13 protein-coding genes, 1 pseudogene and 1 riboswitch are annotated in these 13672 nt (G+C 71.8%); of the genes and pseudogenes, 4 read left to right on the top strand and 10 right to left on the bottom strand.

Translation table 11 applies throughout. From position 1 onward, the window contains the following. Positions 1-80: 80 nt before the first annotated feature. Both HUT19_RS23325 and HUT19_RS23320 read right to left on the bottom strand, forming a co-directional pair. The gene (locus HUT19_RS23325; protein WP_176182321.1) at positions 81-383 is read right to left on the bottom strand and encodes a DUF4031 domain-containing protein; all 303 of its coding nucleotides are present in this window, start codon (positions 381-383) and stop codon (positions 81-83) included. Continuing rightward, positions 383-739 (bottom strand): hypothetical protein, encoded by a 357-nt coding sequence (locus HUT19_RS23320; RefSeq protein ID WP_176182320.1) that lies wholly within the window; start codon positions 737-739, stop codon positions 383-385. The genes HUT19_RS23325 and HUT19_RS23320 overlap by 1 nt, the downstream gene beginning before the upstream one ends. 126 nt (positions 740-865) lie before the next feature. On the opposite strand from HUT19_RS23320, the gene HUT19_RS23315 reads away from it, so the two are divergent. Next, positions 866-1795, top strand: coding sequence for a MurR/RpiR family transcriptional regulator (locus HUT19_RS23315; protein ID WP_176182319.1), 930 nt, complete (start codon positions 866-868; stop codon positions 1793-1795). Positions 1796-1889: 94 nt separating this feature from the next. Then, positions 1890-2834, top strand: a complete 945-nt coding sequence (gene murQ, locus HUT19_RS23310; RefSeq protein ID WP_176182318.1) for an N-acetylmuramic acid 6-phosphate etherase — start codon at positions 1890-1892, stop codon at positions 2832-2834. A gap of 200 nt (positions 2835-3034) precedes the next feature. Here the strand turns inward: murQ and groL are convergent, their stop codons facing one another. The 4 genes from groL to thrC all read right to left on the bottom strand — a co-directional run bounded on the left by groL (position 3035) and on the right by thrC (position 7531). Further along, on the bottom strand, positions 3035-4660 hold the full coding sequence (gene groL, locus HUT19_RS23305) for a chaperonin GroEL (RefSeq protein ID WP_176182317.1): 1626 nt from the start codon (positions 4658-4660) through the stop codon (positions 3035-3037). Between the two features lie 665 nt (positions 4661-5325). Next, positions 5326-5532, bottom strand: coding sequence for a cold-shock protein (locus HUT19_RS23300; protein WP_009716982.1), 207 nt, complete (start codon positions 5530-5532; stop codon positions 5326-5328). A 407-nt stretch (positions 5533-5939) separates the two neighbouring features. Next, a complete protein-coding gene (locus HUT19_RS23295; protein ID WP_176182316.1) occupies positions 5940-6218 on the bottom strand; it encodes a MoaD/ThiS family protein in 279 nt (92 codons plus the stop codon). Further along, entirely contained in the window at positions 6215-7531 is a 1317-nt protein-coding gene (thrC, locus tag HUT19_RS23290; protein ID WP_176182315.1) for a threonine synthase, read from the bottom strand. Before thrC ends, HUT19_RS23295 begins: the two co-directional genes overlap by 4 nt. 17 nt (positions 7532-7548) lie before the next feature. Next, positions 7549-7689: riboswitch (SAM riboswitch) on the bottom strand. A gap of 206 nt (positions 7690-7895) precedes the next feature. Here thrC and HUT19_RS23285 point away from each other — a divergent pair. Then, positions 7896-8843: a glucosyl-3-phosphoglycerate synthase gene (locus tag HUT19_RS23285; RefSeq protein WP_176182314.1), complete on the top strand. Its 948-nt coding sequence runs from the start codon at positions 7896-7898 to the stop codon at positions 8841-8843. 122 nt (positions 8844-8965) lie between these two features. After that, positions 8966-10426 (top strand): trehalose-6-phosphate synthase, encoded by a 1461-nt coding sequence (locus HUT19_RS23280; protein ID WP_176182313.1) that lies wholly within the window; start codon positions 8966-8968, stop codon positions 10424-10426. A 155-nt stretch (positions 10427-10581) separates the two neighbouring features. Here the strand turns inward: HUT19_RS23280 and HUT19_RS23275 are convergent. The 4 genes and pseudogenes from HUT19_RS23275 to HUT19_RS23260 form a co-directional block, all read right to left on the bottom strand. Continuing rightward, positions 10582-10722 (bottom strand): annotated as a pseudogene (locus HUT19_RS23275) (trehalose-phosphatase); the annotation flags it as partial. 99 nt (positions 10723-10821) lie between these two features. Next, positions 10822-11667 carry a trehalose-phosphatase gene (otsB, locus tag HUT19_RS23270; protein WP_176182312.1) on the bottom strand — a complete coding sequence of 282 codons (846 nt, stop codon included), beginning with the start codon at positions 11665-11667 and terminating at the stop codon, positions 10822-10824. A 117-nt stretch (positions 11668-11784) separates the two neighbouring features. Further along, entirely contained in the window at positions 11785-12099 is a 315-nt protein-coding gene (locus tag HUT19_RS23265; RefSeq protein WP_176182311.1) for a DUF3263 domain-containing protein, read from the bottom strand. Then, entirely contained in the window at positions 12096-13358 is a 1263-nt protein-coding gene (locus tag HUT19_RS23260; protein ID WP_254885734.1) for an extracellular solute-binding protein, read from the bottom strand. Before HUT19_RS23260 ends, HUT19_RS23265 begins: the two co-directional genes overlap by 4 nt. Positions 13359-13672 lie beyond the last annotated feature (314 nt).

Below are 13672 nucleotides of genomic sequence, written 5' to 3'. Positions count from 1 at the left end.
CCAGGGTGTCCCCCGGTGGGAATGACCTGCCGGTGGGCCCTCACCACGGGTGCGTCCCGCGTCCCGGAGGCGTCCCGTCGTCACGGGGCCCGCCGCGGGGGCGTCCCCCACGCCCCCGCGGCCCGCGCCCGCTTCGGGCGGCGCAGGCCCGCCGCCGTCAGCCGCCGCACCAGCTCCTTGCTGCCGACCTCCTCGGCCCCGGCCCGGACCGCCGCCTCGTAGAGCTCGCTCGGCACGTCGTAGTGGTCGCGGTCGAAACCGCGGCGGGGCGCGCCGATCCGGGACGCGAACGCGTGGAGCTCGTCGTACGAGACATCGCTCACCAGGTGCGACCACATCCGGCCGTGGCCCGGCCAGGCCGGTGGGTCGATCAGTACGGCCATCAGAGGGTGGTTCCGAGCGAGCCGACGCGCGCCACCGCGACCGCGGTCTTGCCGCACACCCAGTGCGGGTCGACGCCCAACTCCGGCGCCACGTCCAGCGCGTGGAGGTCGCCGCCCTCGGTGCAGACGGGGCACAGCGGCCAGCGGCCGTAGCGCTCCAGCAGGGCGTCCTGGACGTCCTGGGCGACCAGTCCGGCCACATAGGCGGCGCCTTCGGGCCACTGCTCGACCCACCACCGACGGTGCGTGATCGCGTCCTCGACCAGCGACACGATGTCCGCCTGGGCGACATTTCCCGCCGCGAGATCGGCCAGGACGAGCGCACGCGCCGCGTGCAGTGCGTGTTCGAGCTTCATGGCTCCCATTGTCGCCTTTGCTTCACCGTGGTGCCTGCCCATCACCCTCCGTCGCACTCCGCCGGTGGGTTGACGGCGGGGCTCCGGAGGGTTGACGGGCGTCATGTCCGGAAATAGTTTTCAGATGTGAGCAGTAAGCTGAAGGAAACTTTCACCCCGTCCGAGGCCCCCGCTCCCGCACCGGCCGCCCTCGCGGCGAAGGTCCGTACGCTGGCTCCCTCCATGACCCGCTCCATGCAGCGCGTCGCCGAGACGGTGGCCGGTGATCCGGCCGGTTGCGCGGCCCTCACCGTCACCGGGCTCGCCGAGCGGACGGGTACCAGCGAAGCCACCGTCGTACGCACCTCCCGGCTGCTCGGCTACCCCGGATACCGCGATCTGCGCCTGGCCCTCGCCGCGCTGGCCGCGCAGCAGGCGGCCGGACGGGCCCCGGCCGTCACGGCGGACATCGCGGTCGACGACCCGATCGCCGATGTGGTCACCAAGCTGGCGCAGGAGGAGCAGCAGTGTCTGGCGGACACCGCCGCCGCACTGGACACCAGCCAGCTGGAGGCGGCCGTCTCGGCGCTCGCCACCGCCCGCCGGATCGATGTCTACGGGGTGGGCGCCTCGAGCCTGGTCGGCCAGGACCTCGTCCAGAAACTCCTGCGCATCGGGCTGATAGCCCATGCCCACGCCGATCCGCATCTCGCGGTCACCAACGCCGTGCAGCTCCACTCGGGCGACGTGGCCATCGCCATCACCCACTCGGGGCGCACCACGGACGTCATCGAACCGCTGCGGGCCGCCTTCGAGCGCGGGGCGACCACCGTCGCGATCACCGGACGGCCGGACGGCGAGGTGGCGCAGTACGCGGACTTCGTGCTCACCACCTCCACCGCCCGCGAGAGCGAGCTGCGCCCGGCGGCCATGGCCAGCCGGACCAGTCAGCTGCTGGTGGTGGACTGCCTGTTCATCGGGGTCGCCCAGCGTACGTACGAGTCCGCGGCGCCCGCGCTGTCCGCCTCGTACGAGGCGCTCGCCCATCGGCACGATCCTCGTCCCGGCCACCGCTGACCACAGCCCGTATCAGAGACCCCCGAGCCACCCCCGAGTCATCCGCACCCCACCCACCCCCCGCCACGCTGACTATGGGAAAGAGCCGTTTCGCATGACTTCCGCCGCCGACCAGGGCCCGGTACAGCTCCGGGCCCAGCTGGAGACCCTCACCACCGAGGCGTTCCGCCCCGAACTCGCCGAGATCGACCGGCTCGAGACGCTCGAGATCGCCCGGATCATGAACGGGGAGGACGCCACCGTCCCCACCGCCGTCGCCGCCCAGCTCCCCCGCATCGCCGCCGCCATCGACGACATCGCCGCCCGGATGGCCCGCGGCGGCCGGCTGATCTACGCGGGCGCGGGCACCGCGGGGCGGCTCGGGGTGCTCGACGCGAGCGAGTGCCCGCCCACCTTCAACACCCGGCCGGGCCAGGTGCTCGGGGTGCTCGCGGGCGGTCCGGAGGCCATGGTGGTCTCCGCCGAGGGGGCGGAGGACAGCAAGGAGCTGGCCGCCGAGGACCTCGACCGGCTCGGTGTGGGCGAGCACGACGCGGTCGTCGGCGTCTCGGCCTCCGGCCGCACCCCGTACGCCGTCGGCGCGGTCGGGCACGCCCGGTCCAGGGGCGCGCTCACCGTCGGGCTGTCCTGCAACGCGGGCTCGGCGCTCGCCGCGGCGGCCCACCACGGGATCGAGATCGTGGTGGGACCGGAGCTGGTCACCGGCTCGACCCGGCTGAAGTCGGGCACCGCCCAGAAGCTGGTGCTCAACATGATCTCGACCATCACCATGATCCGGCTGGGCAAGACCTTCGGGAATCTGATGGTCGATGTGCGCGCTTCCAACGAGAAGCTGCGCGCACGCTCGCGCCGGATCGTCTCGCTGGCCACCGGCGCCCCGGAGGAACGGATCGAGAGCGCGCTCGCGGCCACCGACGGCGAGACGAAGAACGCCATCCTCACCATCCTGGGCGAGGTGGACGCGCCGACCGCCGAGAAGCTGCTCGGTGAGGCGGGCGGCCATCTGCGCGCGGCCCTGGAGGCGGCCCGGGCTCGGTAAGCGCTCCGCAGGGAGCGCCGCGAGGTGCCGTCATGCCTCCGCGGCTGCGTCGTGGCTGGTCGCGCCCACGCGGCGGAGCCGCACATCGACACAGCCCCGCCCCCTTCACAACGGGCCGGAGAAACGCCGTCGGGGCGGCACCCCTGGGAGAGGGTGCCGCCCCGACGTTCAGGACGGTTGGACCGACGAGGGATCGTCGATCAGAAGTCCATGTCACCGCCCGGCATGCCGCCCGGAGCGCCCGCCGCGGCGGCCTTCTCCGGCTTGTCGGCGATGACGGCCTCGGTGGTCAGGAACAGCGCGGCGATCGACGCGGCGTTCTGGAGCGCGGAGCGCGTGACCTTGGCCGGGTCGATGATGCCCTCGGCGATGAGGTCGACGTACTCGCCGGTGGCCGCGTTGAGACCGTGGCCCGGGGTCAGGTTGCGCACCTTCTCCACCACGACGCCGCCCTCGAGACCGGCGTTGACCGCGATCTGCTTCAGCGGGGCCTCGAGCGCCAGGCGGACGGCCTGGGCGCCGGTGGCCTCGTCGCCCTCGAGCTCCAGCTTCTCGAAGACCGACACGGTCTGGAGCAGGGCCACGCCACCACCGGCGACGATGCCCTCCTCGACGGCCGCCTTGGCGTTGCGCACCGCGTCCTCGATGCGGTGCTTGCGCTCCTTGAGCTCGACCTCGGTGGCGGCACCGGCCTTGATGACGGCCACGCCGCCGGCCAGCTTCGCCAGGCGCTCCTGGAGCTTCTCGCGGTCGTAGTCGGAGTCCGAGGACTCGATCTCGGCGCGGATCTGGTTGACGCGGCCCTGCACCTGGTCGGTGTCGCCGGCGCCGTCCACGATGGTGGTCTCGTCCTTGGTGACGGTGACCTTGCGGGCGCGGCCGAGCAGGTCGAGACCGGCGTTCTCCAGCTTGAGGCCGACCTCCTCGGAGATGACGGTGCCACCGGTGAGGATGGCGATGTCACCGAGCATGGCCTTGCGGCGGTCACCGAAGCCCGGAGCCTTGACGGCGACGGACTTGAAGGTGCCACGGATCTTGTTGACGACCAGGGTCGCCAGGGCCTCGCCCTCGATGTCCTCGGCGATGATCAGCAGCGGCTTGCCGGACTGCATGACCTTCTCGAGCAGCGGGAGGAGGTCCTTCACGCTGGTGATCTTCGAGTTGACGATCAGGATGTACGGGTCGTCGAGCGACGCCTCCATACGCTCCATGTCCGTCGCGAAGTACGGGGAGATGTAGCCCTTGTCGAAGCGCATGCCCTCGGTGAGCTCGAGCTCGAGCCCGAAGGTCTGCGACTCCTCGACGGTGATGACGCCTTCCTTGCCGACCTTGTCCATCGCCTCGGCGATGAGCTCACCGATCTGGATGTCGGCGGCGGAGATGGAGGCGGTGGAGGCGATCTGCTCCTTGGTCTCCACGTCCTTGGCCTGCTCGAGCAGCTGGGCGGAGACGGCCTCGACGGCCTTCTCGATGCCGCGCTTGAGGGCCATCGGGTTGGCGCCCGCGGCAACGTTGCGGAGGCCCTCCTTGACCAGCGCCTGGGCGAGGACGGTCGCGGTCGTCGTGCCGTCACCGGCGACGTCGTCCGTCTTCTTCGCGACCTCCTTGACCAGCTCGGCGCCGATCTTCTCGTACGCGTCCTCGAGCTCGATCTCCTTGGCGATGGACACACCATCGTTGGTGATCGTGGGGGCGCCCCACTTCTTCTCGAGGACGACGTTGCGGCCCTTGGGGCCGAGGGTGACCTTGACGGCGTCGGCGAGCTGGTTCATCCCGCGCTCGAGGCCGCGCCGCGCCTCCTCGTCGAACGCGATGATCTTGGCCATGTGAAGTGGTCCTCCCAAGACGGGGTGGATTGCTCCGGACCGCGCTGGCGCCCGCGACGGACGGCCTGCCTGCCGTACGGTTCCTTGCCCCGTATGGCATTGGCGGGCCTCACCGACCCGGTCCTTCTGTCACTCTCACTCTCAGAGTGCTAACGCCAATGATTAGCACTCGACCCATGAGAGTGCAAGCGCCCGTAGGGCGTCGATGGGGGGTGGCGGCCGGGCGACGGGTGGGCGCAAGCGCCCGTAGGGCGTCGATGGGGGGTGGCGGCCGGGCGACGGGTGGGCGCAAGCGCCCGTAGGGCGTCGATGGGGGGTGGCGGCCGGGCGACGGGTGGGCGCAAGCGCCCGTAGGGCGTCGATGGGGGGTGGCGGCCGGGCGACGGGTGGGCGCAAGCGCCCGTAGGGCGTCGATGGGGGGTGGCGGCCGGGCGACGGGTGGGCGCAAGCGCCCGTAGGGCGTCGATGGGGGGTGGCGGCCGGGCGACGGGTGGGCGCAAGCGCCCGTAGGGCGTCGATGGGGGGTGGCGGTCGGGCGACGGGTGGGCGCAAGCGCCCGTAGGGCGTCGATGGCCGGGCGAGGGGCGGCGACGCCAGAGGGCCCGCGCCCCCGGTGCGGGGTGCGGGCCCTCCGACAGTCCAGTCAGCTGCGTCGCGTCGGCGCGTCAGCCAACGGCCACGCGGACCATGTCGGCCTGCGGGCCCTTCTGACCCTGCGAGATTTCGAACTCCACCCGCTGGCCTTCCTCGAGGGTGCGGTAGCCGTCCATCTGGATCGCGCTGTAGTGGACGAACACGTCCGCACCACCGTCGACCGCGATGAAGCCGTACCCCTTCTCCGCGTTGAACCACTTGACGGTGCCCTGAGCCATTCCTAACTCCCCTATTGCTGGCCCTTTTGCGCAGGACCGCACTCCGCGGACCCGGGTCAGACCTCACCCCCCGGTCAGGAGGGTGTGCGCCGGAACGCGTCGACCGCCGCTGAATGTATCCGTCCCAACGCCCTCTGCAACAGGTCAATCGGACGAGAATTCTGGGGACGGCCGTTGGCCCAGAAGTGAAGGATTCTCACGAATGTGGGGCAACTCGGGCCGGACATAGGACACCAACCCGACAAATCATGCTTACATTTCGCGCACAACTTGACGAGTTCCGTATGCGGTTCCAGCCTCCGGCCGGTTCGGAATCTGGCCAACTGTATCGCGGTTCCACACATGGAATCGCCCCGTCCGTTTTTCTCCGGACGAGGCGATTCCGATGGTGAGGAGGTGATCGGGGGTCAGCAGCCGCCCGCGACCGCCGGGATGATCGAGACCCCGGCGCCGTCCGGCGTGGCCGTGGCCAGGCCGTCCGCGAAGCGCACGTCGTCGTCGTTGACGTAGACGTTCACGAAGCGGCGCAGCTTGCCGGTGTCGTCCAGGACGCGGGCGGAAATGCCCTGGTGGTTCTTCTCCAGGTCCGCCAGGACCTCGGCGAGGGTCCCACCCTCGGCGCTGACCTCGGCCTGGCCGCCGGTGTAGGTGCGGAGGATGGTCGGGATTCGGACATTAACACTCATACGAGGCCAGCCTCTCGGAACGAGTCAAGGGTGGGGCGGATGGTGGCGGAGGGGCCCGTGGTGGGGGCCACCGCGTCGAGGGTCTTGAGGCCGTCGCCGGTGTTGAGGACGACGGTCGTCAGAGCCGGGTCGAGGAGCCCGTCCTCGATCAGCTTCTTCGTCACGCCGACGGTGACGCCGCCCGCGGTCTCCGCGAAGATCCCCTCGGTGCGGGCCAGCAGCTTGATGGCGTCGACGATCTGCTCGTCGGTGACGTCCTCCACGGCACCGCCGGTGCGCCGCGCGATGTCCAGGACGTACGGGCCGTCCGCCGGGTTGCCGATGGCCAGCGACTTGGCGATGGTGTCCGGCTTCTGCGGACGCACCACGTCATGACCGGCCTTGAACGCGGCGGAGACCGGGGAGCAGCCTTCGGCCTGGGCACCGAAGATCTTGTAGGGCTTGTCCTCGACCAGACCGAGGGCGATCAGCTCCTTCAGACCCTTGTCGATCTTGGTGAGCTGGGAGCCCGAGGCGATCGGGATGACGATCTGGTCCGGCAGCCGCCAGCCGAGCTGCTCGCAGATCTCGTAGGCCAGGGTCTTGGAGCCCTCGCCGTAGTACGGCCGCAGATTGACGTTGACGAAGCCCCAGCCCTCGCCCGCCGGGTCGCCGATCAGCTCGCTGCAGAAGCGGTTGACGTCGTCGTACGTGCCCTCGATGCCGACCAGGTCACCGCCGTAGACGGCGGCCATGACGACCTTGCCCGCCTCCAGGTCGTGCGGGATGAAGACGCAGGAGCGGAAGCCCGCGCGGGCGGCCGCGGCGCCGACCGCGCCCGCGAGGTTGCCGGTGGAGGAGCAGGACAGAGTGGTGAAGCCGAAGGCACGGGCGGCCTGGACGGCGATGGCGACGACCCGGTCCTTGAAGGAGTGGGTCGGGTTGCCGGAGTCGTCCTTGATGTGCAGCTCACCGGTGACACCGAGCTCACGGGCGAGGTTGTCGGCCTTGACCAGCTTGGTGAACCCTGGATTCAGGCTGGGTGTGTCCGCCACGTCCGCCGGGACCGGAAGGAGCGGGGCATAGCGCCAGATGTTGTTCGGACCGGCCTCGATGCGCCGGCGCAGCCCCTCCGGGTCGCCGGTCGGCAGCTCATACGCGATTTCGAGGGGGCCGAAACACGCCGCACAGGCGAAGATCGGGCCGAGATCGAAGCGCTCACCGCATTCGCGACAGGACAGCGCCACGGCGGGGCCGAAGGGAGGCGTGGTCGACGCGGACGCCGGGGAAGCGGCGGGGGAAGTGGTTGAGCTTTCGACGGATTGCACAGCCATGGAGGCGAGGCCCTTTCTCCTCATCTTCCTCGGGACGCATTTCGCCACGAGCCGGAATTGGCACCTTCCCGAGCTGGGAGCCTCGCTGCGAGAACGAGACCAGCTGGAGGGTTGCCGGGGCTTCAACGGGCCGTTCCCTCTGCCCCTCTGGATGAGCGGTATGGCACCGGGCGCGGGCCCGGCCGTTTGTCCACGTGATGATCGCCACCCGGCCGGGCCGACCCCGACATATGACGGTCATACGCGTTGTTCAAGACTGTAACCGAAGGCCCGGAGGGTTGAGACAGCCGTCCGAAGCGCGAGATGGATCACAGCGGCGATCACTGGTGATCACCCGTGGTCACTGCAGCAGGGAGACAGACAGGTGCTGGATGAGGTGGAGCGCTGGCTGGAGCACCGCTCCTGGTCGGCCGACGACCGTCCGCTGGACCGTCTGCTGGCCGCCAAGCGCGACACGGGCAGCACGGTGAGCGTAGTGCTGCCCGCGCTGAACGAGGAAGCGACGGTCGGGAAGATCGCCGCGGTGATCCGCCGTGAACTGATGGGTGAGGCGGCGCCGCTCGTGGATGAGCTGGTGGTGCTGGACTCCGGCTCCACCGACCGCACCGCGGAGGTCGCCGCGGCGGCCGGTGCGGCCGTGGTGCCCCGGGACTCCCTGCTGCCGCGGCTGCCCGCGCTGCCGGGCAAGGGTGAGGTGCTGTGGCGTTCCCTGCTGGCCACCAGCGGCGAGATCGTCTGCTTCATCGACGCCGATCTGCGGGAGTTCGACGCGCGCTTCGTCTCCGGGATCGTCGGTCCGCTGCTGACCGACCCGGAGGTGCAGCTGGTCAAGGGCATGTACGACCGGCCGCTCGGTGACACGGCCGGTCAGGGCGGCCGGGTCACCGAGCTGGTCGCCCGTCCGCTGCTGAATCTGCACTGGCCGCTGCTGGCCGGATTCGTCCAGCCGCTGGGCGGCGAGTACGCGGCCCGGCGCTCGCTGCTGGAGCGGCTGCCGTTCCCCGTGGGGTACGGGGTGGAGCTGGGGCTGCTGGTGGACTCACTGCACACGGTCGGCCTCGACGCGCTGGCCCAGGTGGACATCGGCGTGCGCAAGCACCGCCACCAGGACGGGCAGGCGCTGGGCCGGATGGCGGCGGCCATCTACCGCACGGCGCAGCTGCGGCTGGCCCGCGGCCATCTGGTGCGGCCGCGGCTGACTCAGTTCGACCGGGGCGAGAACGGCTTCGAGCCGCGGACGTCGGCCGTGGACACCGAGGAGCGGCCGCCGATGATCGAGATCCCGGAGTACGCGGAGCGGCGGGCGGCCTAGGCCGCCGGGCCGGCGAGGCAGTGGGGCCACCGGGGACGCCCGGCCACCGGGGCACGTACGCCCTACGGGCCGAGAAACCGCACGCACGTTTGCGCGCGGCGCCCGATGGCTAGGCTCGCGACATGGCTGCCCCCCGCACTGCCCAGATCCTCGTCGCCTCCAACCGCGGCCCGGTCTCGTACGCGCTGGGCGAGGACGGCTCGCTCACCGCCAAGCGCGGCGGCGGCGGGCTGGTCTCCGGCCTCAGCGCGATCGGCCCGGACGCCGGGGCGGTGTGGGTGTGCTCGGCCCTCGGCGACGGCGACCGGGAGGCCGCCCGGCGCGCCGGGACCGGCCATCTGGACACCGCCGACACCGGCGGGCAGCAGGTGCGGATGCTGGACATCGCGCCGGATGTGTTCGCCGCCGCGTACAACGGCGTGGCCAACTCGGTGTTGTGGTTCGTCCACCACCTGCTCTACCAGACCCCGGTGGAGCCGGTCTTCGACGCCGGGTCCGCCGCCCAGTGGGCGGCCTTCGAGACGTACAACACGGCCTTCGCGGACGCGCTCGCCCAGGAGGCGGCCGAGGGCGCGGTGGTGCTGGTGCAGGACTACCACCTGGCGCTGGTGCCGGGGCTGCTGCGAGCACGCCGTCCCGATCTGCGGATCGGCCACTTCTCGCACACCCCGTGGGCCCCGCCGGACTACTACCGGCTGCTGCCGGACGAGGTGGCGGAGGCGGTGCTGCGCGGCATCCTCGGCGGCGACCGCGCGGCGTTCCTCACCGAGCGCTGGGCCGCGGCCTTCGCCGACTGCTGTGCGGTGGTGCTGGGCGCCGAGATCGTCCGGGACGGCGGCGGCGCGGCCACGGCGGTGCGGTTCGAGGGGCGGGAGACCCGGCTCGGGGTGCACGGCCTGGGCGCGGACGCGGAGTTCCTGCGGGAGCGGTCGCGCGCGGCGGACGTGGACGAACGGCTCACCGCGCTGCGGGCGCAGATCGGCCCCGGCCGGAAGACGATCGTCCGGGTGGACCGCACCGAGCTGTCCAAGAACATCGTGCGGGGGCTGCTGGCCTACCGGCGGCTGCTGGAGACCCACCCCGAGTGGCGCCGGCGCGTGGTCCACGTGGCGTTCGCCTACCCCTCGCGCCAGGACCTCGCGGTCTACCGCGACTACACGGCACGGGTCCAGGCGGTCGCGGACGAGATCAACGCGGAGTTCGGCACGGAGGGCTGGCAGCCGGTCGCCCTCCATGTGAAGGACGACTTCGCCCGCTCGCTCGCCGCCTACCGGCTGGCCGACGTGGCGCTGGTCAACCCGATCCGGGACGGGATGAACCTGGTCGCCAAGGAGGTGCCGGTCGTCTCCGAGCAGGGCTGCGCGCTGGTGCTGTCGCGCGAGGCGGGGGCCTGCGCGGAGCTGGGCGAGGACGCGCTCGTGGTGAACCCGTACGACGTGGAGGGCACGGCGGCGGCGCTGGACGAGGCCCTGCGGATGGGCGACGCCGAACGCACCGACCGCACCAAACGCCTGGCCGCGGCAGCCACGGCGCTCCCCCCGCAGAAGTGGTTCCTGGCGCAGCTGAGGGCCCTGGAGGCATAGCCCGCGCGGGCCGCCGGCTCGCCGTGCGGCCGCCAGCCGCGGACACCGCTGTCCGTATGGCCCGGTCCCACCCGCGTAGGCCCGGCCCCACGTCCGGTGCCACGCACCGCCCGGCGGAGGGAGCGGGAGCGGCAGCTCCCCGCAACGCGGCCCGGCTACGGCCTGGTCGCAGCGGTCGCCAGGGCGTCCAGCAGGGACACCACGCCCGACGGGCCGTTGACCACCAGGTCCGCGCGGGCGGCCAGTTCGGTCACCTCCGTGCTGCCGCTGCACACCAGGACGCCGCGGACGCCCTCTTGGCCCGGCCCCACCCGCGTAGGCCCGGCCCCACGTCCGGTGCCACGCACCCCCCGGCGCAGGGAGCGGGAGCGGCAGCTCCCCGCAACGCGGCCCGGCTACGGCCTGGTCGCAGCGGTCGCCAGGGCGTCCAGCAGGGACACCACGCCCGACGGGCCGTTGACCACCAGGTCCGCGCGGGCGGCCAGTTCGGTCACCTCCGTGCTGCCGCTGCACACCAGGACGCCGCGGACGCCCTCGTCCCGCAGCCGCTCCACGGCCGCGAACGCGGCCAGGTCGCCGAGGTCGTCGCCCGCGTAGAGGACGGTGTCGGCGCCGGTGGCGCGGATGTGGTCGGTGAGGGCGACGCCCTTGTCCATACCGGGCGGGCGCAGTTCCAGCACCAGGCGGCCGGGTTCGACGATCAGCCCGTGGCGTTCGGCCAGTGCGGACAGCGGGGCGCGCAGCCGTTCGAAGGCGGCCTGCGGGTCCTCGGCGCGGCGGGTGTGGACGGCGACGGCGCGGCCCTTGTCCTCGGTCCACAGGCCCCGCGCACCGCCGTGGGCCGACAGCACATCGGGGAGTTCGGCCTTGACGGCGGCGACGCCCGGCGGGGGGGCGGGGGCGCGGAGCCCGCCGTCGGCCGCCTCCCAGCGCTCGGCACCGTAGGCGCCGAGCACCACCAGGCCGGCCAGCTCCTCGACCCCGGCGAAGCCGCCGTAGTCCACCGCGACGCGGGCCGGGCGGCCGGTGATCACGGCGACGGAGCGCAGCAGCGGGGCGAGGCGGGAGAGCGCGGGGACCGCGCCTGGGTGGGCACGGGCCTGGTCGGGGTCGGGGACGATCTCGGCGAGGGTGCCGTCGAAGTCGAGCCCGACGACGGCGCTGCCGGGTCGCTCGAGGAGGGCGGCGAGGCCCTCGCGGCCGGCGGCTGTGGTCGGTTCGGGAAGGGGGTGGCTGCCCATGCCGGTGACCCTACCCAGCCGGGCGCGCGGTCAACGGAGGCCGACGACGGAGGCCGACGCGCGTCGGTCGACGGAGGCCGCGCAGTCGGTGCCGCCCGCGCGGCCTCCGGCGGCCGGTCAGCGGCGCATCCGCCGCTCCTCCCGCACCCGGCGGAGGCGGTTGACGGTGACGGGGTCGTGCTCCAGGGCCCGGGGGTCGTCCAGCAGCGCGTTCAGCAGCTGGAAGTAGCGGGTCGGGGAGATGCCGAGCCGCTCGCGTATCGCGCGCTCCTTGGCACCGGGGCCCGGCCAGCCGTGCCGCTCCAGGGCGAGCACGGCCCGGTCCCGGTCCGACAGCCCGCCCGGCTCGGCGCCCGGCTCCTCCGGCTCCGGCCCGGGCTCACGCTCCGGTTCCGGCTCCGGCCCGGCGGCGTCCCCCGTCACATCCGTCATGTCCCCGCGGTCTCCATCGCGTCGGCCGCGCGCTGGATCTCGCCCAGCACGCTCGCCGGGTCGCCGCCCTTGCCCACCGTCGAGCCGATCTTCTCCTTGACCAGCTTGCTGACGGCCGCCCAGGAGGTCTTGTCCGACGGGTAGAACTCGGCGCTCTCCAGCTCGTCCAGGAACCGCCACAGCGGCTTGTACTCCCGGTCGTGGAGCATCGTCTCCCGGACGCTGGTGGTCACGGGCAGCAGATCGTACTCGGTGGCGAAGCCGAGCACGTTCTTGTCGTCGTAGACGAAGTCGAGGAAGCTGCCGATCTGTTCGCGGTTGCCGTGGGTGTTGAAGGCCATCAGCCAGTCGGCGACGCCCATCGTCGAGCGGGACGTGCCCTTGCGGCCGGGCAGCGCCGCGGTGCCGTAGCTGATGCCGTGGCCGGACGCCTGCTGCATCAGGGTGGGGTGGCCGTTGAGCATGCCGACCTCGCCGCGGGTGAAGGCGTCGAAGACGTCCTGCCGGTTGGTGCGGGCCGGGGAGCCGGGGCCGGTGAGGCCCTCGCCGACCAGCTCGTCCCGCAGCCATTCGAAGGTCTCGATGTTCTCGGTCGAGTCGATGGTGTAGCTGCCGTTGCCGTCGGTGTAGCCGCCCTCGCCGCTGAGCATCCACATCATGGCCTCGGCCTGCGTCTCCTCGGGGCCGAGGGGCAGTCCGTAGGGGGTGCGCACCCCGATCCCCTTGAGCGCCTCGGCGGCGTCCTTCAGCTCGGCCCAGGTGGTGGGCGCGTCGGATATGCCGGCCTGGTCGAAGAGCTTCTTGTTGTAGAAGAGCAGCCGGGCGCTGGAGACGAAGGGCAGCCCGTACTGCACCCGGTTGACCTCGCCCGCGTGGGCGATCGAGGTGATGAACCCGGCCTGGGTGGGGATGGAGAGCATCTGGTCGGCGCGGTAGAGCTTGCCGTCGGCCGCGTAGTCGGCGTACGCGCCGATCTGCGCGATGTCGGGGGCGTCACCGCTCTTGACCATCTCGGCGACGCGCTTGTCGACCTCGGTCCAGCTGTAGACCTTGACGTCGATCTTGATGTTGCCGTGTTTGCTCTCGTAGGCGCGGGCCATCTTCTCCCACGCCTTCTGGGAGCTGTTCGCGGCGCTGTCGCCGTAGTCGGCCGCGACCACCTTGAGGGTGACCTCACCCCCCGAGCCGCTGCCGCTGCCGCAGGCCGTCAGCACCGGCGCCGTGGTCGCCGCCGCGACTCCAGCCGTCGTCAGACCCAAGAACCGTCGCCGCTGCACCGCTGCTTCCCACCCTATTGGCTTGATTCATCCCCCAGGGTTGGTCACCCGGGGTTTCCCCGGGGTTCGCTCCCAAGGTCGAGCGAGTCTGCCTTGCAAACCTCCACAAGGTCTACACCATGGGCATATCACTTCGGTATCGGGGCTCCGCCTTCCCAGTTCAGGCCCGGTCCATACGTATAAGTGGAATGTGTCACGCCGCCACAACTCCGTTGTGGGGCCCGGAAACACGGGGAAGAACGCGCCGGCGCCGGGAAACCGGACCGGGGTCCCTCGTACGGGGAGAACCGGCGAGT

Source organism: Streptomyces sp. NA02950, assembly GCF_013364155.1.
Lineage (GTDB): Bacteria > Actinomycetota > Actinomycetes > Streptomycetales > Streptomycetaceae > Streptomyces.
The sequence above is the reverse complement of the archived record's forward strand: the minus strand, read 5'-3'. Positions and strand labels throughout refer to the sequence as shown.

Bases quoted from the DNA above. Each gene is read 5' to 3' on its own strand.
- HUT19_RS23325 (WP_176182321.1), bottom strand. From the start codon at position 383: ATGGCCGTACTGATCGACCCACCGGCCTGGCCGGGCCACGGCCGGATG.
- HUT19_RS23320 (WP_176182320.1), bottom strand. From the start codon at position 739: ATGAAGCTCGAACACGCACTGCACGCGGCGCGTGCGCTCGTCCTGGCC.
- murQ (WP_176182318.1), top strand. From the start codon at position 1,890: ATGACTTCCGCCGCCGACCAGGGCCCGGTACAGCTCCGGGCCCAGCTG.
- groL (WP_176182317.1), bottom strand. From the start codon at position 4,660: ATGGCCAAGATCATCGCGTTCGACGAGGAGGCGCGGCGCGGCCTCGAG.
- HUT19_RS23300 (WP_009716982.1), bottom strand. From the start codon at position 5,532: ATGGCTCAGGGCACCGTCAAGTGGTTCAACGCGGAGAAGGGGTACGGC.
- HUT19_RS23295 (WP_176182316.1), bottom strand. From the start codon at position 6,218: ATGAGTGTTAATGTCCGAATCCCGACCATCCTCCGCACCTACACCGGC.
- thrC (WP_176182315.1), bottom strand. From the start codon at position 7,531: ATGGCTGTGCAATCCGTCGAAAGCTCAACCACTTCCCCCGCCGCTTCC.
- HUT19_RS23280 (WP_176182313.1), top strand. From the start codon at position 8,966: ATGGCTGCCCCCCGCACTGCCCAGATCCTCGTCGCCTCCAACCGCGGC.
- otsB (WP_176182312.1), bottom strand. From the start codon at position 11,667: ATGGGCAGCCACCCCCTTCCCGAACCGACCACAGCCGCCGGCCGCGAG.
- HUT19_RS23265 (WP_176182311.1), bottom strand. From the start codon at position 12,099: ATGACGGATGTGACGGGGGACGCCGCCGGGCCGGAGCCGGAACCGGAG.